20 protein-coding genes are annotated in these 20,618 nt (G+C 64.0%); 12 read left to right on the plus strand and 8 right to left on the minus strand.

The genetic code is table 11. The annotated features are described in order from the left end of the window. The first annotated feature begins 29 nt into the window (after nt 1-29). Entirely contained in the window at nt 30-443 is a 414-nt protein-coding gene (locus tag MBA17_RS45060; RefSeq protein WP_238504744.1) for a GntR family transcriptional regulator, read from the plus strand. A 216-nt stretch (nt 444-659) separates the two neighbouring features. Here the strand turns inward: MBA17_RS45060 and MBA17_RS45065 are convergent, their stop codons facing one another. After that, on the minus strand, nt 660-3,827 hold the full coding sequence (locus tag MBA17_RS45065; protein ID WP_238504745.1) for an NACHT domain-containing protein: 3,168 nt from the start codon (nt 3,825-3,827) through the stop codon (nt 660-662). A gap of 778 nt (nt 3,828-4,605) precedes the next feature. Further along, nucleotides 4,606-5,331, minus strand: a complete 726-nt coding sequence (locus MBA17_RS45070) for a Crp/Fnr family transcriptional regulator (protein ID WP_238504746.1) — start codon at nt 5,329-5,331, stop codon at nt 4,606-4,608. 729 nt (nt 5,332-6,060) lie between these two features. Between MBA17_RS45070 and MBA17_RS45075 the strand changes: the two genes are divergently transcribed. From MBA17_RS45075 to MBA17_RS45100, 6 genes are all read left to right on the plus strand, one after another. Then, entirely contained in the window at nt 6,061-6,708 is a 648-nt protein-coding gene (locus MBA17_RS45075) for an HAD family hydrolase (protein ID WP_238504747.1), read from the plus strand. A 909-nt stretch (nt 6,709-7,617) separates the two neighbouring features. Then, complete coding sequence (locus MBA17_RS45080) at nt 7,618-8,097, plus strand: SigE family RNA polymerase sigma factor (RefSeq protein WP_238504748.1); 480 nt, start codon at nt 7,618-7,620, stop codon at nt 8,095-8,097. Then, on the plus strand, nt 8,094-9,248 hold the full coding sequence (locus MBA17_RS45085; protein WP_238504749.1) for a hypothetical protein: 1,155 nt from the start codon (nt 8,094-8,096) through the stop codon (nt 9,246-9,248). Before MBA17_RS45080 ends, MBA17_RS45085 begins: the two co-directional genes overlap by 4 nt. Before the next feature lie 62 nt (nt 9,249-9,310). Further along, nucleotides 9,311-9,454, plus strand: a complete 144-nt coding sequence (locus tag MBA17_RS45090; RefSeq protein ID WP_238504750.1) for a hypothetical protein — start codon at nt 9,311-9,313, stop codon at nt 9,452-9,454. A 294-nt stretch (nt 9,455-9,748) separates the two neighbouring features. Beyond that, nucleotides 9,749-11,293, plus strand: coding sequence for an MFS transporter (locus MBA17_RS45095; RefSeq protein ID WP_238504751.1), 1,545 nt, complete (start codon nt 9,749-9,751; stop codon nt 11,291-11,293). A 15-nt stretch (nt 11,294-11,308) separates the two neighbouring features. Next, on the plus strand, nt 11,309-11,890 hold the full coding sequence (locus tag MBA17_RS45100) for a TetR/AcrR family transcriptional regulator (RefSeq protein ID WP_238504752.1): 582 nt from the start codon (nt 11,309-11,311) through the stop codon (nt 11,888-11,890). Nucleotides 11,891-12,249: 359 nt separating this feature from the next. On the opposite strand, the gene MBA17_RS45105 is transcribed toward MBA17_RS45100, so the two are convergent. The 6 genes from MBA17_RS45105 to MBA17_RS45130 all read right to left on the minus strand — a co-directional run bounded on the left by MBA17_RS45105 (nt 12,250) and on the right by MBA17_RS45130 (nt 16,890). Then, a complete protein-coding gene (locus MBA17_RS45105; protein WP_238504753.1) occupies nt 12,250-12,903 on the minus strand; it encodes a response regulator in 654 nt (217 codons plus the stop codon). Continuing rightward, nucleotides 12,900-14,138, minus strand: coding sequence for a sensor histidine kinase (locus tag MBA17_RS45110; RefSeq protein ID WP_238504754.1), 1,239 nt, complete (start codon nt 14,136-14,138; stop codon nt 12,900-12,902). The genes MBA17_RS45105 and MBA17_RS45110 overlap by 4 nt, the downstream gene beginning before the upstream one ends. 35 nt (nt 14,139-14,173) lie before the next feature. Beyond that, nucleotides 14,174-14,959 (minus strand): ABC transporter permease, encoded by a 786-nt coding sequence (locus MBA17_RS45115; protein WP_238504755.1) that lies wholly within the window; start codon nt 14,957-14,959, stop codon nt 14,174-14,176. A 30-nt stretch (nt 14,960-14,989) separates the two neighbouring features. Then, the gene (locus MBA17_RS45120; protein ID WP_238504756.1) at nt 14,990-15,910 is read right to left on the minus strand and encodes an ABC transporter ATP-binding protein; all 921 of its coding nucleotides are present in this window, start codon (nt 15,908-15,910) and stop codon (nt 14,990-14,992) included. 231 nt (nt 15,911-16,141) lie between these two features. Next, nucleotides 16,142-16,300 carry a hypothetical protein gene (locus tag MBA17_RS45125; protein WP_238504757.1) on the minus strand — a complete coding sequence of 53 codons (159 nt, stop codon included), beginning with the start codon at nt 16,298-16,300 and terminating at the stop codon, nt 16,142-16,144. A 17-nt stretch (nt 16,301-16,317) separates the two neighbouring features. Next, nucleotides 16,318-16,890, minus strand: a complete 573-nt coding sequence (locus MBA17_RS45130; protein WP_238504758.1) for a dihydrofolate reductase family protein — start codon at nt 16,888-16,890, stop codon at nt 16,318-16,320. Nucleotides 16,891-17,115: 225 nt separating this feature from the next. Between MBA17_RS45130 and MBA17_RS45135 the strand changes: the two genes are divergently transcribed. From MBA17_RS45135 to MBA17_RS45155, 5 genes are all read left to right on the plus strand, one after another. Next, complete coding sequence (locus tag MBA17_RS45135) at nt 17,116-17,460, plus strand: MerR family transcriptional regulator (RefSeq protein WP_238504759.1); 345 nt, start codon at nt 17,116-17,118, stop codon at nt 17,458-17,460. Further along, on the plus strand, nt 17,457-17,861 hold the full coding sequence (locus MBA17_RS45140; RefSeq protein WP_238504760.1) for a carboxymuconolactone decarboxylase family protein: 405 nt from the start codon (nt 17,457-17,459) through the stop codon (nt 17,859-17,861). The genes MBA17_RS45135 and MBA17_RS45140 overlap by 4 nt, the downstream gene beginning before the upstream one ends. Before the next feature lie 276 nt (nt 17,862-18,137). Continuing rightward, nucleotides 18,138-18,515 (plus strand): hypothetical protein, encoded by a 378-nt coding sequence (locus tag MBA17_RS45145; protein ID WP_238504761.1) that lies wholly within the window; start codon nt 18,138-18,140, stop codon nt 18,513-18,515. Nucleotides 18,516-18,574: 59 nt separating this feature from the next. Beyond that, the gene (locus MBA17_RS45150) at nt 18,575-20,041 is read left to right on the plus strand and encodes an alpha/beta hydrolase (protein WP_238504762.1); all 1,467 of its coding nucleotides are present in this window, start codon (nt 18,575-18,577) and stop codon (nt 20,039-20,041) included. A gap of 14 nt (nt 20,042-20,055) precedes the next feature. Beyond that, a complete protein-coding gene (locus tag MBA17_RS45155; protein ID WP_238504763.1) occupies nt 20,056-20,610 on the plus strand; it encodes a hypothetical protein in 555 nt (184 codons plus the stop codon). Nucleotides 20,611-20,618: the final 8 nt, after the last annotated feature.

Below are 20,618 nucleotides of genomic sequence, written 5' to 3' on the forward strand. Positions count from 1 at the left end.
CACCTACCCTGCTACATAGCTTCGACCGCATGACGATCGACTCCAATGCGGACCGCCCGGTCTACAAGCAGCTTGCCGACCTGATCCGGGCTCAGATCCACGCAGGAGTCCTTCGCCCCGGTCAACGTCTCGCGGCTGAGAACGACTACGCCGCCGAGCACGGGATCTCCCGAGACTCGGTGCGCCGTGCCATGGCCGTGCTCCGAGGTGAAGGGTTGATCGTGACCGAACTACGCGGCTCACGAGTCCGCGAGACAGAGGAATCCGTGGTGGTTCAGATAAGCAGCGGTGTCACGATCACCACCCGCATGCCCACCGAGCCCGAACGCAAGAAGCTCGGCATCGGCGAGGGCACTCCCGTCCTCTTGGTCACCGATACTGACGGAGAGACCCGGCTGCTTGCAGGAGACCGGACCGTTCTCCAGGTCAGCGACGCCGAGTAGCGCCAACCAGGTCCGCTCCTCGTCAGAGCGGCAACGGCACGCCGGCTAGACCATCGAGCTACCAAGATCAAATTGGCACAGCCCAGGCGAATGAGAACTTTCTCTACGTCTTCAAGGCGAGGCGCCAGCGGCGCCTCGCTCGCCAGCCCGGCTGCGGCTCTTCGGCCGGTCCGGGCTGGCGCCGAACGCTTTTGCACCTAGCGTGAACCGCGACCACTACGAACTTGGCGCCGCGACCTCAGCGGTCGATTCTCCTTCCAAGGAAAGCAGAAGACCTTTCAGCGTAGTGACTTGATCCGTGAATGTGTCGCCATCCCTAAGGAGCTCCTTAGTTTGGGCTACCAGCTCATTCTTATCCCACATTACATCAAGCAAATAGGCTAAGACTAGAACTGCTGTTTCATGACTGCGGAAATGAACGCGGTCTCCACGGCGTCTACCCTTGAATTGCTCGCGCATAAAATCTACGAGAACCTGCTTGTCCATTTCGCAGGAGAAGGAAGTATCCAGCGGAAGGGCGTGGACTAGCCACGCATAGAGTCGACTACGCTCCCTGTCGTCGGTATGCATCCATAATTCCACAGCGCGATTGCGAAGCTTGTTAGTGGTATCTGATTCCAGATCTGCAGATCGACACCCCCAGCAAAGGGCCCATACTGCAACGTGATGCAGAAGCGAGCTGGGGTCGATAGACGAACCAAGAAACATATCGATGCACTTTGTAATAGCATCCTTAAATTCATTCTCCGGGGCTACGCCACCAACAAGTCTAGATCCGTGCGCGTCGGCGGCTGGGTCATCCTCAGGATGACATGCAGCATAGTAAGAAGTGATAGCGAGCGAAGCAACCCCATACAATCTGTCTTGTAGACGATCCGATTTAATAAGCCTTGGCAAACTACTGACTGAATCACGGTCCGCGAGCGCCTCATAACGGTATATGGTTCCTACCGTCGAGGATAGATCCAGTGATGCGTTTGGGCTTCTTGCTAATGCATCTAGACAGGCGTCCCTGAACACACTCGCATATCGACCTCCAGTTAACGAATTACTATAGCCCCGAGCTCCTAACACTTCTAGGTCGAAATATAGGCAAGCATCTATAGCCTCGCGAGCGACTTCCGGGGTGATGGGAACTTCATCCGTAAGACACGTCATAAGGCTATCGAGCGGGATTCGCACATTCGCCAACTCAGGCTCTGGCATATTCTTTCTGGAGTTTCGGCTTATCAAGTTTATAAGATGCTTCACAATATCAGTGGCTCCACCCCGCCTACTGAGTACAGCGGACAGAGCCACGGTCTCACGCCAACTATCGTCAACAAACCTGTCGCCGATAATGTCAACAAGACTGTACCCCGAGAATTCCTGCGGTAGATGTCCCTCGGCGATGGCGAGAGCAGCAAGATACTCTTGGAACGTGAGGTGTTTGAACTCATATACATCGACCAACGAGCCATGCTCTATTGCAACGCCACTGACGGTAAGGAGACTGCTGCGTTCTTCAACTCTGTTTAGAAAGTCGGTGACGGACAGGCTGGTATAAGCTAGCACTTCTGGCAGATCGCGACGTGCCTGAGTTATATACTCCTTCAATTTGGGAGCTGTGATTGTCGTGGCGCCCGAGCTCATCATGCAATAGGCTGCATATGAAAGCTGCGGTAGAACCTCCTCTTGATCAAGTGGCTCATGTCCTTCTACATTCCAAGTCATGAGAAGAACTTCAATAGCTTTTCGGTACAGTACGCTGCGTCTCCGGGGTAGCTGTCCCATCCAACGTCTCACGAGTAGAAGCGTTGTCAGCATGAGAGGATTCGTCGCGAGGCGAAGAACCCGATCAGAGGCGATGATTCCCGATGCTAGTTCCTGCGCTTCCCGCTGGATTGCAACACCGGGGCCAACCACATGACGATGCCATGTAAGGGTAAGCGCTACAATCGCCTTTTCGGATAGGGGGGAAACCCGTAGCGGGTGGCAGAAGCTGCGTATAGCGCCTGCGACAGCCTTATAGCCGGTTTCTCGCGATGTTATAATCAGAGGCGAGTTAGGGTATTGGGATAGAAAAGTTCTAAGTTGGGTAACGAACGCTTGTCGAGCGGACTGCATACGAATCTCGTCTAAACCATCTACCAAAAGCAGTACTTTGCCTTCACGCAACCGCGCCAAGATCATTTCGTAAAAGGCATCCGCTAGTTCAGGCATTTCTGCACGAATAGCCACGTTATGGATTACTTCGGATATTGGGCGAGATGCCAAATCTCCTAAGTGCCGGCAACGAATAACCAGTGGAAGCCAATCATGTGCAGGGAGGGGATCGCTGGATGACCGTGAAAAAGTGCTGCTTGCATATGAAACCGCTAGATGCTTGAGAAGAGTTGTCTTTCCAGCTCCTGGAAGTCCTAAAATTGCAACATGCTTGAATCGCTGCAAGGTACGCCCGACAGATATCTGTTCTTCTGGTTTGTGCGTACCCTCGTCTAGCTCGTCCATCTGGCTTTCTATAAACAGATCATTCTCAACTTCATTATTGCTCTGACTGATCACCTCTTCCATCTGCATATCGACGTAGAGATCCTTTAAGCTGAAGCTGCGAGCGCCAACTTCGTGGTCTGCGGGCAACCCTTCAAGAGTGATCGCGTCGCACTCTTTCCGCAAATGTTTGCGATACGTTTCCTCCGCCATGACAGTGTCTAGCGTGGAGTCCATTGCGGGAAGGTTGAGCAGAGAGTATCTAGAAGATTCGTGGCCAATGACACTTGCCTCGCTAAGTATCTCCTCACATATTTCCCTTGCAAGGATTTGTCCGTCGGCATGAACCAGGGTTACGTGCGTTCTAAGGCGGCCGTGGCGGATATAAATAGCCCAAATCCATCCATGTTCATGAGCAAGCAATTCAGCAGCTGGGTCGACGTAACCGGTCACACCGCGGGACTCACAGAGCCGAGCGACGCTTTCAATCGCACGACTTCGATCTACGACAACGCCACCCGTCACGAGTTGCTGTGTCAAAGTTTTGCTATCGATGAGCACTATACGCTTTGGGGTGAAATCTGCCTCTTGAGCTATAACGGAACTGCGGAATCCGCCAAGTGAGATGAAGTATCCGTGAATAGTGGCAGAGGGATCGCCGCGCCGTTCGGCGTCGAGAACCCCAACGAACTTATTAATATCTGATCCACCTATGGCGCCTTTAGATGCTTTGCATTCGGCGCGAATTTTTGATGGCTCGTAGCGATGAGTACCAGAAACGTCGAGTTCTCTTCCAGATTTGGCTGTATCGAAAATAAAGTCCTCATATCCTAATGAGTGGAAAAGGTCCGCTGATAGGCGTGTCAGCAAGTCGCCTTTGACGTTGTTATCGTGTGCAATTACGGACACCTTCATGTCAATTTGCCTGCTCGACACTTAGCCCTCCGAGTGGCTGGAGTGGAGACGTATGGTTACATTGCTACTATCGTACTTGATCGCTCTTGCGTTACAGTCGTCTGGGCCGCCTTCCCCCCCTGCAATGATCATCGATTCAAATTCGCCGATATTGCACGATGGGTGTGTCTGGTTCAGGGTGGCGGGCCCGGTTTCCTCCGTAACAAGCCAGGCTGTGACTCCTGGCGTCGAATAATCGAGGAACGGCGGCCGGCGAACGTACACAAGGGCAGAGCCTTACACTCCGATAGTCGGACGCCCCAAATGACCAGCGCGCGGGGTCCAGGTGTACCACCAGCGGTGCCACCACCGAACCGGACTTTCGGGCCTGCCTACGCCGGAGGGCAACTGTTGATCACCGAATGCCATGTGTTTCTCCGCCCGTCGCCGGGGTTCGGGTACGACAATGACGCGAGACAGGGTTGCAACCCCCGCAGCTCCCGCAGGCCATCGAGTCTTTCATCGTCCTGCGAGGCGTTGCAACTGCGAGAGGCAAGGGCTCGACAATTCCCAATGCGTTCCCATGGAGGGGATGCATCTTTAAGGATCTAGTTCGAAGCGTTTCGCGGCCCGACGTCGAGCGCGGGTAGAAAACGCGCGACGCGGGCTCGCTACCATCCCTGCCGGCGTGGGGGGCGCGAGCCTTATGGATCACGCCCCCGCTGTAACTCAGGGGAGGATGCCGCGTGGGGAAACTGCATGCCCCAAAGGGATTGAAGGGACGTGTCGAGCCGGGAATCTATCCCCACGCAGGCGGTTTCCAGTACGACGTATCCGATGTGTATGTCTCGTCCCCTAAACGTTTGACATCGAGAATTGATACCGAGGCATAGCTGGTTTTCACCAAGTTGGCTGTTCGCCACTGCCTGAACACTCTTGCGACTGACGTAGGGCTGGCCGCAGCCCAGGAGGCTAGGGTGTCCTGCGATAAAGGGGGGGCGAGAATATATTCTTTCCCTATGGCCTTCCGCTCGCCGAATCTATAAAGCATGATAAGGAGGATGCGAGCCAAACGGGGGCGGACGTCGAGGCTGCCCGTGGCGGCATGCAGTTGTTGTGCCATGTGGAGCTGTGTCCCAATGGCGCGGATGATAGCTTCTCGAAGTTCGTCTCTCTTTAAGATTTCTGAAATGGCTTTCGTTGGAATAATAAGCGCGCGCCCCTTTTGTATCGTGATACCGCGCGGTATCCCCGCTTCTCCTAGCCACGGGGGCCCGATGGGTTCTACGGCGTGTAGAGCATTGACGAGGTCGCCTGGGCCAGCTATATCGAGAACTGTATGCTTGTCGGGGCCAGACTCGATCTCGAGACGCACCCAGCTGTCTGATAGGGGAATGACCAGCTTGGGATCCTTGGCGGAGAACAAGTCGTCACCCCGGTAGGTGGTTACCTCTACACCAGCCTTCCGGAGCGCGGTCCTGCCTTCAAGCGATAGTTGCTGCCAGAACTTGTACCGTCGTTTCATTCTCGTACGTCTGTTCACGGGATCTTCCGGGGGATTAGCCACCATATAGGGCGTATAGGACGGCAGGCACGACGCCGAGCAGTGCGGCGAGCGCCAAGAGGGTGCGAGTGATACGGGTTGGCGTGGTCTTCGCCAACCTGGGGATGATGTAACCGGCGACTCCCAGTATCGCGACGATTACCATGACTCCAGCCATAAGGGCAAACGGATCTCGGGTCATCAGATTTTCCTCGCCTCTCCGCCGAGCGTTTTGGTCGATTTGTGGCGCTTGGTAGTGAGCCCCACAGAGGAAGACCATAGAGGAATAATGATCCGAGGGCATAGCTTATGCTCAGCTTCCCGGGATGGTGGCCATAAGTTCGCCTTGACGTGCGGATATGCAGCATTCGAGGGGATGGGAGTTACCCACATGGCTGGATCTCAGATAGAAGAGTACTTACTCGAATTGGAAGGAAATTCATCCGACGGGATAAGGATTTTCCTCTAGAGATCATTATGTACTGTAGTTTGGAAGCGCTGATGTTCCCCGTCGCTTCGCCGAGCGTGCTGGATCTCAGCTGGGGGTGGGGCTCCGGGGGTGGTAGCCCGCGGGCCTCACTCCTGCGAACCTGCCCCTGCTATGGGAGGGCGGCAGGCAAGCCGGCAAGCGAACAGAGCCGGCACCCACGGTGGGCTGTCTGGGAACCACTCCGGAATCTGCTGGGCGCCTCATCTCGTAGGGTGAGCAGCGTGCGGCTTGCGCTTTTCGATCTTGATAACACGCTGGTGAACCTTGACGAGGCTTTCTGCGGGTGGGTGGGCGAGTTCGTTGAGGCGCATGTTTTGGACGACCACGCGGCGGGTTGGTTGCGTGCTCTCGACGCTGCCGGCTACCCACACCGTGAGGTGTTCTTCGGCAAGGTGCGGGAGCGGTTCGGGTTGCGGGAGTCGGTGGATGAGCTGTGGCAGGCGTACCGGCGGCGTATGCCGGATCTTGTTCGGTGTCGCCCTGAGGTGATGGCTGGGCTGGCAAGGTTGCGGTCGGCAGGGTGGCGGGTCGGGATCGTCACCAACGGGACGGCGGACAACCAGCTCGGGAAGATCCAGCGGACGGGGTTGGCCGATGCCGTCGACGGGTACGCGCTGTCAGGTGTCGAGGGCATCCGTAAGCCTGATGTCGGGTTGTTCGAGGTTGCTGCTAAGCGGTGTGGGGTGAGCCTCGCTGACGGGGGATGGATGGTCGGTGACAACCTCGTTGCCGACATCGCTGGAGGGCGTGCGGCGGGGTTGCGAACGATCTGGGTTGACCGTGGCACGTGGCCGGGGGAGGAGCACCGTGCGGACCATGTGGTCTCGGATATTCTCGAGGCTATGGCGATCCTGCACGCCGAGGGATGAAGGGGAAGCATGCCGTCCGAGACAGGGGAAGGTTCACCCTCTGCCGCGCGGCTTCCGTTTCTCGGGCCTGGCGGCCCTGCGATACGGGTCCACTTGCCACCGAGTCTCCATGGCTGAGCGCGTTCGCCCAGGTGAATGCTCTTGCCGTACAGCACAGAAGTACAGCAACGCAGCCGCACACCGCCGGTCCACGCCGCCCCTCAACACACCTCCCAGCAGTCCAAGAAGGCTATGGCCACGCCTGTGCCTACAGTTCGCATCGAGGGGGTCAGGGGTTCGAATCCCCTCAGCTCCACCCAGGGCCGTTCTTGAAACGGCCTGAGAGACGTTGACGGGATCCCGTCTGATCATTGCGATCGGGCGGGATCTTGTCGTTTCAGGGGCTTTTGTCGAGTTCAAGGAGCTTGACGAGCGCTACGACTGGAGGGCCGCCTGGCTCGCGGTCATCGATCAGACCACAGGAGCATGGCTGACCGGCGAGTGGCTGGAGCGAGCACATCCGTTCATAACGGTTCGCATGCCCGGCGCTCGCCGGTGAGACACGGCGTGGATGGCGGCTCATGTGGTCGAAGCGGGGCAGTGGCTCGCCGCGTTGACGGCCGTGGCGGTGCTGACCCGGTCTGGGAGTGGCAGGCGGGTCGCTGGCGCCGGCTCCTTCATGGACAGCGACTTGGCGGCGGTCTCGGTCATCAAGCGTCTCTTCCTTGATCATCAGATCCGCCGTTGGTTTTACAGTCCCCATGTGGCGGTGCGCACACCCAGATGACCATATGCCTTGCCGGTGCCGTCGGCGGCTTCGTGATCCTTGAGACGATCGCTCTGGCCAATGTGCTCAGCATATTCCTGCATGATGCAACATTTCAGGGTCTTGGTACGTCTTAGCCGGGATGAACGAGAGGACTCCTCCCCGTGGATGACGCATCAGACTTTGCGCATTTCGCTGCCAATCGGGCTGATGCGCTGTTCCGCTTTGGCTACATGCTCACTGGCAACCCGCACGACGCCGCCGACCTGGTTCAGGAGGCGTTGGCACGGCTGCGCAGTTCGTGGCCCCGCGTGCAGCGCAAGCATGACCCGGAGGGCTACGTGAAAACCACGATCATCCGGCTGCACATCTCCATTTGGAGGCGGCGCAGGCGCGAAGTCCTGGCTTGGGAGGTGCCTGACCAGCCGCAATCGGTGACGGAGTCGCCGCTGGACCTATGGGACGAACTTGCCAAACTGCCCAAGCGGCAGCGTGCCGTACTTGTCCTTCGTTACTACGAGGATCGGTCGGATGCCGAGATCGCCCAGTTGCTTGGCATTTCTCCGGGAACAGTGCGGAGCCAGGCATCCCGCGCCCTGGACAAACTGCGCGACACCGTCGCCCCGCTGAGGAGTTTGCGATGAACGACGTTGAAAAGGTGCTGCGCCAGACGTTTGCCGGCGCGGAGGCACGGGTCCCGCCCACGCCTCCGGATCTGCTGCGCCAGGTGACCGTACGGCAGGCCCGGCGCAGACGCCGCGGCCGGGTGGCGGTTGCCGCGGTGGCCACCGGTCTCGTGGTCGGGGTGACGTCGGCCGTGGTATGGCGGGCTCCCGAAACGCAACCTGCCATCACGCCGCAACCCATCATCACGGAGAAGCTCGCGCCGCCGGTGGAACAGGTGCTGCCTTCGGTGACCGCGGAGGTCTCCCGGAAGGTCCCGAATGGTGAGGCGTTCACGCCAAAGCTGTTCATCGATTCACGGACCATGCTCGGATACGTGTCGAAGAAAGGCTACGATCCTGCACCTGAGTTGTGGACTTATCGCGTGGACTCGGAGACCTTTCGGCGTTTGACGACCATCGATTATCCCATCGCGCCGGTGGACTCACTGGCAATAGGCGAAGGCGTGATCGCCTGGTTTAAGTATGTGGACCGGAACATCCACATCATGACAATTCCGGTTACGGGGGGCACTCCCCAGACGGTGGTCTCGTTCCCAGCCGAGTTGGATGTGGACAAGGTGCACGGGGACTCCATATACGGTGTCGACCTGGCCATTGGGGATGGCAAGATCTTCTGGTCGTCGACCAAGTCGGGCGGTGTCAATCAAGTTCCGGTGTCGGGCGGCGAGCCGTCGTTCGCCGCAGGTACGGAGGGGCTGCGTCTCTTCCGTTGGCCCTGGGCGGGGCGTCCGACCGATGAACGGCCAGTGGGCATGACAAATCTGCTGAACGTGAGCACCGGGGAGAGGCTCTACGATCCCGTGCGGGCACAGTGCGACGTGATCTGGTGCATCACCGGCGACCAGGCAACCCGCCGAGACGGCAGCCAGACTGTGGACCTGCCGGGCAGTAGCCCTCGGTCACTCGTCGCCGATCGCTTCGTCACCATCGATCACGTCGACGAGCAGGGACGGAAGGCTCAAGCGATCTTTGATCTCGCCACATCACAGCTCGGCAGGCTGTGGATCCAAAACGACCGCGAGGCGTCCCCCACCCTCTACACCGACACGGACATGCTCTACTTCAAGCGTGGCGACAAGTGGGTCGTCATTCACAACCCCGACCGTTAGTCCCGCGCGACCACGAAGCTGTCAGTACCTGAAGGCGCCGAACAGCTGGGAAACGATCAGTTATGTTGCGGGAAGCGATCATCGCCATCCCCGACACGGTGCAGGCCACGCATATTCGTGAACACCCCACCCATGTCAAAGGCCACTTCCTCCTGTCGGAAGTGGCCTTTTTTTGGTGCCGTACAGCAGCGAAATACAGCCATTGACCAGCCGATCGATCTCCACGACCGCATCCGCTGGCAGCTCGCCGACCGGAACGGCATCGGCGGCGGCCGGTCGAGCATGGCGGCCACCCGCGAGCAGACGAGCCAAGTCGCAGGTCGCCGTTCGCATGATCTCTCGCAAACCTGCGGCCCGCTCGAAGCGGGCTCGACAGGAGCGCACGATGCGCTCGCCGCGCCCGGGCCGCTCCGCAGGGCTGCAAGGCGCCGCTGCCGTCATGACCGGGAACCGCTTCGTATGTATTTGTACGATAGTACTAGTTGTACTATCGTACAAACATGTCGTTGGAGAAGAATGTCACAACGCCTGCCGGGCCTCGGCGTGCCGGTGGGCGGGAGTGGTTCGGGCTGGGGCTGCTGGCGTTGCCGACCGTGCTACTGGGGCTCGACGTCACGGTGCTGTACCTGGTGTTGCCGAGCATGGCCGCCGAGCTGAACCCCACGGCCACACAGACGATGTGGATCATGGACGCCTACGGCTTCTTCATCGCCGGTCTCCTCATCACGATGGGGACGCTGGGAGACCGGATCGGCAGGCGACGCCTGCTGATGATCGGAGTTGCGGCGTTCGCGGCCGTCTCCGTCCTCGCCGCGTTCGCCCCGAGCTCCGGTCTTCTGATCCTGGCTCGCGCGCTGCTGGGCATCGCGGGCGCCACGCTCATGCCCTCGACCCTGTCGCTGATCAGCAACATGTTCGCCGACGTACGGCAGCGGGCCGTGGCCATCGGCGTGTGGGCGACCATGTTCGCCCTCGGTATGGCGGCCGGTCCGGTGGTGGGCGGTGCCCTGGTCGACCGGTTCTGGTGGGGAGCGGCCTTCCTGATCGCGGTGCCGGTGGCGGTGATCGTCTTGGCCTGCGCGCGTGCGCTGCTACCCGAGTACGCGGTACCCGGTGAAGGCCGGCTGGATCTCGTCAGCGTCGCCCTGTCGCTGGTCGCCATCTTGCCGGTGGTCTATGCCGTGAAGAACCTCGCCACGCACGGGGTCGATGCGCTGACGTTGGTACTCGTGCTGATCGGTGCGGCTGCGGGGATCGTCTTCGTCCGCAGGCAGCTCCGGCTCGCCTCCCCACTGCTGGACGTGACGCTGTTCGCCGACCGCGCCTTCTCCGCCGCCCTGGCGGTTCTGCTGATCGGGCTCGTCGGTGTGGGAGGCACGATGTACCTGGTCACCCAGTTCCTGCAACTGGTCGAGGGGCTCTCGCCGGCGGTGGCCGGATTGTGGATGGGTCCACCCGCACTGGCGATGTTCGCCGCCGCCATCGGCGCCCCGATCGTGGCCAGGCGCATCCGGCCAGGGACGGTCATGGCGGCGACCCTGGGGCTCTCCCTGATCGGATACGCGCTCCTCGCCACAGCGGACACCGACAGCGCGGTGAGCGTCGTGATCGGTTTCGCCTTCGTCTACCTCGGCCTCGGAGCCATCGCGGCGCTGGGCACCGACATCGTCGTCGGGGCCGCTCCAGCGACGAAGTCCGGATCGGCGGCGGCGATGTCCGAGACCGTGCAGGAACTCGGCCTCGCCGTGGGGGTCGCCCTGCTCGGCAGTCTCACCACGGCCGTCTACCGGTCTCAGGTCCAGGCGCCCTCGGACGTGCCGGTCGGGATCGCCGACCGTGTCACCGACAGCCTGAGCGGCGTCCTCGCGGTTTCCGGCCGGGTCCCGCCAGAGACACTCCACGGTGCCCGGGAAGCGTTCACCACCGGGCTGAACACCGCCTCCCTCATCGCGGGGGCCGCGATCGTCGCGGTGACCGCGCTGTGCCTGCTCACGCTCAGGCACATCCGCCCCATCGGGGAAACCTCGCCTGATCGTCTAACCTGATGTCCGGGAGGGAGCATGGGAGACGACGACAGGTCAACGGACGGACGCAAAGCCAGAGGCCACAAGCGCCGAACCGAGATCATCGACGCCACCTTGGCAGTCGTCCAGCGCGACGGAGCGGCCGGAGTGACTCACCGCACCGTCGCCAAGGAAGCCGGCATTCCCGTCAGCCTGAGCACCTACTACTTCGCCACCCTCGACGACCTGCTCGTCGCCGCCCTGACCAGCGTCACCGAGGCATACACCGCGCGCATCCGTCACATCATCGACAACCGCGACGACAAGCTGCGCGGCCTTGCCGAGCTCATCGCCGAATCCGCCGGCACCGGACGCGAACGCGCACTGGCCGAACGCGAATTGTCCACTCTCGCCGCGCGACGGCCCGCCCTGCGCCCCATCGCCCGCCGCTGGCGCGAGCACGTCGCCGAGCTCGCCCAGCGCTGCACCGACTCCCCCGACGCCGTGACCGCGGTGGTCGCGGCCTCTGACGGACTCTGCGCCGCCATCCTGATCGACAACGCACCCGGCGACCCCGGCTACGTGCACGCCGTCTTGCGGCAGGCACTCGGCGTCCAGCCCGAGGCGACCAGGCAGTGACCCGCAGTTCGCCCCGGCGACCTACTGGTGTCCCAAAGCGGGTCCGCGTGCTGCCGCGACTGCGGCGAAGACGGCGTGGGCCTGATCGATCGCCTCAGGGTAGGTCTGGGCCCTGTCGTGTACGGCGAGGGCGCGGTAGATGCCGGCCAGGCTCGGGCTCTGCCTTGCGTTTTGCCGGTGGGGATGATCAGGCCGGGCCGGAAGGCCCCCACGGTCTCGCCGGCAGCCTTTCGGCGCAGGATGGTGTGCAACATGTCGTCGGTGATGACCAGGGCCGGGCCGCCGTGCTTTTCCTCAGCACCGCCCACAAGCCATCTTCCGATTCAACACCTGAGCGGAGACCTTGAGGCGTCCGCGGGTCACGGCTGTCCGGGCGTCCGCGGAACGAGCAGCCCGCGGTTGAACGCCTCGGTGACGGCGGCGGCGCGGTCGTTCACCCCGAGCTTGGTGTAGATGTTCAGCAGGTGGGACTTGACAGTGGCCTCCGTGATGAACAGCCGAACGGCCGCCTCGCGGTTGGTGTTCCCGGCCGCCACAAGTTCGAGGACCTCCAGCTCGCGGGGGCTGAGCAGCTGCGGCGTGGGTGCCCGCATCCGGTTCATCAGCCGGGCCGCCACCGAGGGGGACAGCACGCTCTCGCCCCTGGCCGCGGCCCGCGCACCACGCAGCAGTTCCTCCCGGGGGGAGTCCTTGAGGAGGTAGCCGGTAGCGCCCGCCTCGATCGCCGGCAGGACGTCGGTGTCGGAGTCGTAGGTCGTCAGCACCAGCACGCGCGCGCTGACGCCGAGCCGGGCCAGCTCGATGATCGCGGCCAGCCCGTCCATGCCCGGCATGCGCAGGTCCATCAGAATCACGTCGGGCCGCAGTTCCTGGGCCAGCCGCACCACGTCGGCGCCGTCCGCGGCCGCGCCCAGCACCTCGAATCCGGGCGCGGAGGCGAACATGCTGCTCAGCCCATCCCTGACAACAGGATGGTCGTCGGCGATCAGCAGCCGGATCGGGGTGCCGGTCATGCGCCGCTCCCGGTCAGCGGACAAGGGACGCAGGCCGAGATGCCGGCGCCGGCGCCGGGCTCGGACTCGACGCGCAGACTGCCGGACAGCCCTTCCACGCGCTGCCGCATGATCGTCAGGCCGAACCCGCCAGGCTCAAGGCTCGCAAGGTCGAAGCCCTTGCCGTCGTCGCGCACGTCCAGTGCCACCTCCTGCTCCAGATAGGACAGTGTCACCCCGACTCTGCTCGCGCCCGCGTGTCTGGCCACGTTGGCCAGCGCCTCCTGCGCCGTGCGCAGCAGCGCGAACTCGGCCTCGGGCATCATCGGCCGCGCCGTTCCGGTCGTCGTGACCTGGACGGGCAGGCCATGCAGCTTCGACCACCGGTCGGCGACGCCGGCGAGCGCGTCGCTCAGGCGCGCGGTCCGCAGCGGCTCGGGCCGGAGCGCGTCGACCGAGCGCCGCGCCTCGGTCAGGCTCTCCCTCGCCAGGTTCTTGACGGCGTCGAAGGGCCGGCGCCACGGCGCCGGGACCTCGTGCATCTGCTCGGCCGCCTGGAGTTGCGCGATGATGCCGGTGAGCCCCTGCGCCAGAGTGTCATGGATCTCGCGGGCCATCCGCCGGCGCTCGTCGAGCACGCCCGCCTCCCTGGCCTGGGCGAGCAGTTGGGCATGCAGGCCGGCGTTCTCGGCGAGCGACGCCTCCAGCAGCCGGTTCATCCGGCTCAGCTCGTCGAGGGTCTGCTCGCGCCGCTCCTCCTCCTTCTCGGCGAGCCGCAGGACCCAGGCGCAGCTGCACATCATGGCGATGTTGAAGGCGACGATGGTCACGTGCATCGCCAGGCCGAGCGCGTCCGTCTTGGGGATGCCGGACGCCTGCGCCGTACCGGCCAGGACCGCCGCGGCGGCCACGCCCAGCAGCCGCCACGGCCAGCGCAGGACCGTGAAGGAGTAGATGTAGGCGGCAGGGGTGAAGAGCCCGAAAGCGGGGTGACGGGCCACCAGGACCGCGGTGATCACGAGCACCCCCGCGACGAACACCCCCATGATCCGTGGCCGGTCCCACCAGCCGGGACGCAGGGTGAACATGCCGAGCATCCACGCGGCCGCCAGCCCGCACAGGCCGAGGTCGATGAGCAAGGAGCCGCCCGCCCAGTCCTCCACGATCATCAGGATCGCGACGAGGAGCGCCAGTAGCGCGTACGGCACCACGTTGACCAGAAGGAACGGCGGCTGTTGCGAAATCTTCCTGCTCAAAACTCCCTCTCCCCGCGGGATTCTATTCCCAGCGTCTATTCCCAGCGGAACCAGCGGACCGCGACGAACGCGCACACCGTCGCATAGGCCGCCAAGGTCAGCAGCGGTACGGCGGACGGAAAGTGACCCAGGTACGCGTCCTGGAACGCCCCCATGCCCGCGCCGAGCGGGGTGTAGTGGGCGATGTTCGCCAGCAGCGGCGGCATCTGCGAGATCGGTATCCAGAGTCCGGCGAAGAACATCATCGGGAAGAACAGCACCGTGCCGATCGCCGTGGCCGGGCCACGCCCGGGCGCGAGCGCGGTGATCAGCAGGCCGATCGCGAGCAGCGCGGCCGCCGCGAGCAGCCAGGCGAGGGCGAAACCGGGAAGGTGCTTCGGCAGGTCGACGCCGAAGCCGAACCCGGCCACCGCGAGGAACAGGACCATCGCGACGACCGCGATGGCGAAGTTGGCCACGAGCTGGGCGGCTAGCACGCGGGCCGGGCCGACCGGCGTGGTCCGCATCCGCCGCAGCACGCCGTTCTCCCGGTATCCCGCGAGCGTGGTCGGCAGGGAGGCCGTGGCCAGGATGGCCAGATTGAACAGGATCAGGACAGGCACGTACAGGTCGAAGTACGTCAGGCCGCCGCCGGCCTCCACGGGCTCCCGCAGGTCGGGGACGCTGCCGAGGACGATCAACAGGATCAGCGGGAAGCCGATACCCCACAGGGGGCCGACCTTGTCCCGGACGCACAACGTGCTCTCGGCCTTGATGAGCCGCCACGTCGCGGAGCCTCGCTCGGCGGTGACGGGGGGTGCGGCGGTGCGCAGGGCTGACATGGGTATGAGGTCCTCTCTCTCTGCGAGTTGTTACCGCGGGCCGGGTTCGAGGCGCTTGCCGGTCAGCTGGACGAACGCGTCCTCCAGGCTTGCCTGCTCGACACGCAGCTGTTCGGCCACGATCTGGTTGCGGGCCAGCACGGTGGTGACGGCGTTGAGCGCGTTGTCGTTGCCGTTGACGATGACCAGCTCGCCCCGGCGGGTGACGCCGGAGACGTCGGGCAGGCTCGTCAGCAGGCGGTCGTCCATCGGCCTGGACGGGCGGAACTGGATCCGCTGCTCGATGCGCGCCCGCTCGGTCAGACCGGCCGGGGTGTCCACCATGACGACGCGGCCGGCGTCGATCAGCGCGAGCCGGTCGCACAGCCGCTCGGCCTCCTCCATGAAGTGGGTGACCAGCACGATCGTCACCCCACGAGAGCGCACGCCCTCGATCAGGTCCCAGGTGTCGCGCCGGGCCTGCGGGTCGAGACCGGTGGTGAGCTCGTCGAGGATCGTCACCCGGGGGCCGCCGATGAGCGCCAGCGCGATCGAGAGCCGTTGTTTCTGGCCGCCGGACAGCTTGGCGTACCTCGTCTTGGCCTTGTCCGCCAGGCCGAGGCCGTCCAGCAGCGCGCGCCAGTCGGCGGGCTCGGGGTAGAAGGAGCTGTAGAGCTCCAGGGCCTCGGCGACCTGTAGCCGCTCGGGGAGGTGGCCGGCCTGCAACTGGACGCCGAGCCGCCGGGTCAGCTCGGCGCGGTCCCGGAGGGGGTCGAGCCCGAGCACCTTGATCTCACCGCGATCCGGCGTGCGGAGGCCCTCGATGCACTCCACGGTCGTCGTCTTGCCGGCGCCGTTCGGGCCGAGGATGCCAAAGATCTCACCCTCCTGGACGGTGAGCGAGACGTCGTCGACGGCGACCTTGTCCGCATAGCGCTTGTGGAGGTCGCGTACCTCGATCACTGGTGGCATGCCCGTCCTTCCGGCGATGTGCTGAGGCTCCTCAGCCTGCTATGACCAGCGCTTTTCCGGCATCGACCAGTGGACGGGACCTGGCGATCCACCGATCGGTGGATCGCCGTCCGCCAGACGACGGACACCATGAGGTGGGCGATGATCATCGGCGCCGTGGTGCTCGGGTCGGGACCGGCGTCCTCAACCTGCATCTCGGCCGCCGGCGCGTGTGATGGCGCGCCGGTCCGCTCAGTACCCGCTGCGGCGGGGGGCCGCGGTCGGGCGGCGGGAGAGGTTGGTCCGGCCCGTGGGCTTGAGGTCGCGCGCCGGGTGCTCGTTCCGGTGCGACGACCGGGCCTGGTGGTCGGTCTTGGCCTGGGTGATCGAGGCGGGGAGTTTGATATGCATGCTTTCTCCTTGTCGTTCTAAGCCCTGGTGAGCCAGGTGACCTGGGCGCCGTTGTCGAAGGACTCACGCCGGGCGGGAGTGAACAGGGTGGGGCGGAACTGTCCGGAGAACATGGGGATGCCCGTGCCCGCCACCACGGGGTAGCTCTTGAGGATGATCTCGTCGATCTCCGGGAGCAGGGAGGCGGCGAGTTTGCCGCCGCCGCAGAGGTAGATGTCCATGCCGGTGTCCTCGGCCTTCAACCGCCGGACGAGCTCGATCGGGTCGCCTGTCTCCACCTGCACCGTCGGGTCGTCGATCGTCAGCGTGCTGGAGACGACGTACTGGCGCAGATGGGAGTACGGGCTGGTGGTGGGGACGTCCAGGGCCGGCTCGTAGGTGCCGCGCCCCATCACCAGGGTGTCGAAGACTTTGTTGGGCACGCCGTCGAGGCCGACGAGCTTGCGGACGTGGGTGGGGAGCGTCTCGGGATATCGGGTGTTGATCCAGGCGGCCATCTGGTCCGACAGGGGGTAGAAGTCGAACTCGGCGTTGGGTCCCGCGATGTAGCCGTCGAGCGAGACGGCGACGTAGTACACAAGCTTTCGCATTCGATCAGCTCCTTATGTAGTACTTTGTTTGGAGTGATTTAAACGTAGTACTACAAGCGGAGTGGTGTCAAGCGCGGAGGAATCCCGAGCGGGCGGCAGGCACTGATCGAGGCGCGCAGGACGAAACCCGCTATCCCGCTTGCGTTGGAGTGCGCTCCAACTCCTACTCTCGTTTCTATGGCCAGTGAAAAGCCACTACCTGCGGAAACGCTCACCATCACGGAAGTGGCCGACAGTACCGGACTGTCGCCCGACACCCTCCGCTACTACGAGAAGGCCGGGCTCATCAGCCCGATCGACCGCACCGCCGGCGGCAGGCGCCGCTACGCCACGACCGACCTGGCCTGGATCGAGTTCCTGCTCCGACTGCGCGACACCGGCATGTCCATCGCCGACATGCAGCACTTCGCCGAACTGCGGCGAGCGGGCACCGCAACGGTCCCCGACCGACTGGCCCTGCTCCGCGACCACCGCATCCGGCTGGACGAACGCATCGCACACCTGCAAGCCAACGGTCACGCACTGGACGACAAGATCCGTCACTACGAGCATCTCCTGGGGGACGCGTGAACCGCGAACAACAGTACGAGCACGGCCTGAAAGTACTCCAGCAGGTCGACGGAGCTGCCGGGCAGAAGGTCGTCGACTCGCTGGCCGACATCTCACCCGAACTCGGTCACCAGGTCGTCTCCTGGGCCTTCGGCGAAATGTACGCTCGCCCCGAACTCGCCCCCCGCGACCGGCAATTGGTCACCCTCGGCATGCTCACCGCCCTCGGCGGCTGCGAGCCCCAACTCGACGTCCACATCAACGCCGCCCTCAACGTAGGTCTCACCCCCGTCGAGATCACCGAGGCGCTCCTGCACGCCTCCGTCTACTGCGGCATGCCCCGCGCGCTGAACGCCACCTTCGTCGCCAAGAACGTCTTCAACCAGCGCGGCCTGCTCCCGGTCGACAACGCCACCACCTGACCGGCCCGGACCACCGACAGGGCCCCGGGACCTGAATCCGGGAAACGATCACGGCTGACCCGGGACTGGCCGGCCGTACTCGTGAACACCCCACCCAGGGCCGTTCTTGAAACGGCTTGAGAGACGTTGACGGAATCCCGTCTGATCATCTTGATCGGATGGGATTCCGTGGTGTTCAGGGCTGTGGGCCGCTGGATGGGCCGGATCGCGTCAGGGTGTCACCAGTGACGCCACGTCATGACTTCACCCTGCGACATGTCATGGCGGGGTCGTGACGTGGTCGCACTGCCGGAAAAGTGCCGCGACGGCTGTAATCGACCATATGAAGCACTACGTCCGGCCGCCGGCACGCTGGATCGGCAGGCGGCCGCCGGGATCGAGCGGCTCACATGCCGGCGGGCGGCGATCGCCGGCCCGCGCCGCCACGGCGCGATGCCCGAGCTCGGCCCGGACACCCCGGACGAGGAGATCGGGCCGCTCGCCGAGGACATGGTGGCGCACTATCTGCCCCTCCTGAAGAACGTCCCCGACACCGAGGTCGGCGCCGACGCGCCCTCGATGCTCGCCGCCTTCGGCGAGCACATGCTCAACGACCAGCAGCGCCGCGCGAACCGGCTGTTCCAGGAGCGGATGACCAACCCGGACGAGCGCTGATCACGCCTCCCGACGGCCCGTCTACGCCCATGCCCATCTAGTTCATAGAAAGAAATCAGATGCGAAAAGCCCTGACAGCCCTGGCCGTCGCCGCCGTGGCGACGACCCTCCTGCCGGGAGTGCCGGCCGCGGCGACGGCCACGCCGAGCGCGGTGCGATGGGGGCCGTGCCCGGAGAACGTCGCCGCGCCCGGTCTGGAGTGCTCGACGCTCAAGGTGCCGCTGGACTACCGCAAGCCGGACGGGCGGAAGATCGAGGTCGCGATGTCCCGCCTGGCGAGCAAGGACCCGGCGCGGCGGCGCGGCGTGCTGCTGCTCAACCCGGGCGGCCCGGGCGCGGCGGGCCTGCGGTTCCCGGTCGATCTCGTGGCCGCCGGTCTGCCGCGGAGGGTGCTGGACACCTACGACGTGATCGGATTCGACCCGCGCGGCGTCGGCCACAGCACGCCGGTGACCTGCGCTCTGACGCCGGAGCAGCAGTTGCGGGGCAACGTCCCGCCGTACGCGCCCACCGCGGCCGACGTCGCGAAGCGGGCAGCGGAGGTCAAGGCCATCGCCAGGCAGTGCGCCACGTCGAAGACGGCGTTCATGCTGCCGTACGCCACCACCGCCAACACCGCCCGCGACATGGACCGCATCCGGCAGGCACTGGGCGAGCCGAAGCTCTCCTACCTCGGCTACTCCTACGGCAGCCAGCTCGGCGCGGTGTACACCACACTGTTCCCGCAGCGCAGCGACCGGATCGTGATCGACAGCAACCTGCCCCCTGGCGGCATCAACCACGAGGACAGGAGTCTGTTCGCCCGAGGCGTCGAGGACCGGCTCCCCGACTTCGCCGAGTACGCCGCAGCCCACCCCGAGTACGGGCTGGGCAGCACGCCAGAGCGCGTGACCGAGAAGTACTTCGAGCTCGCCGAACGGTTGGACAGGACACCGGTCCAGGGAGCCGACGGTGCGATGTTCCGAATGGCCACGTTCGTCATGCTCTTCCGCGACGCGACTTTCCCTGCGCTGGCCGAGCTCTGGAAGTCGACCGACACCGGCCAGTCGTCGACACCGTCGTCGTCGGCATCGAAGGAGGCCGCGCCCAGTTCGGACAACTCGTTCGCCAGCCACCTGGCCGTGGTCTGCGGTGACTCGCGCTGGCCCAGGTCAATCCGTACGTACCAGCGCGACGTCGAGATCGACCGGAAGCGGTACCCGATGTTCGGCGCGGCGGCTGCCAACATCCGGCCGTGCGCGTTCTGGCCGTCCGACCCCATCGAGCCGCCGGTGCGCGTCCATGACCGGGGTGCGTCGAACGTCCTCATGGTGCAGTTCCTGCGCGACGCGGGGACACCGCTGGCCGGCGCCAGGAAGATGCAGCGGGCGCTCGGCGACCGGGCCCGGATGGTGACCGTCGACCAGGGCGGCCATGGTGTTTACCTGCTCGGCGAGAACACGTGCGCGGACACCGCGGTGACGACGTTCCTGACCACGGGGAAACGCCCGGTGCGCGAGCTGACCTGCGCGGCAGAGCCCGCCTGATCCGGTCCGCCGCGATGGGCCTGCTCGCGCCCACCCTGGCCCGATTGGCCGAGATCTGGCGCGCGCTCGACACCGGCAACCTGGTGCCCCGGTCCGCCGCCGGCGAACAGCCGTCCGGTATGAACGGAGCGCCCGCCGACAACTACATCGCCGGCCAGTCGCACGTGATCTGCAACGACTCCGACTGGCCGGAGTCGGTCCGGACCTACCAGAGCAACGTCGCGATCGACCGGATCCGGTACCCGATGTTCGGCGCGGCCGGGGCCAACATCACGCCGTGCGCGTTCTGGCCGACCGAGCCGGTCCAAGATCACGAGGCGTGCTATTTTCCTGTAGCAGTCGATCGATGCGAGGCAGCGATGTTCACGTACGAGTTCGCCATCGTCGAGTGGTTGTGGGATCAGCAGACCATCCGGGTCAACCTGCCCGGGAGCAAAGAGCGCATGTTCTCCGGCAGCTACGACGAGTTGGTCGCGGTGCTTTCCGAACTCGGTGGTCAAGGCTGGGACGTGGCCACGTGCGCGGCCACCGGCAACTGGCTGTTCTGGACGCTGCGACGCCAGCGCTGAAGCCATCG

It is taken from the genome of Dolomitihabitans soli, from assembly GCF_022213955.1.
GTDB lineage: Bacteria > Actinomycetota > Actinomycetes > Streptosporangiales > Streptosporangiaceae > Streptosporangium_A > Streptosporangium_A soli.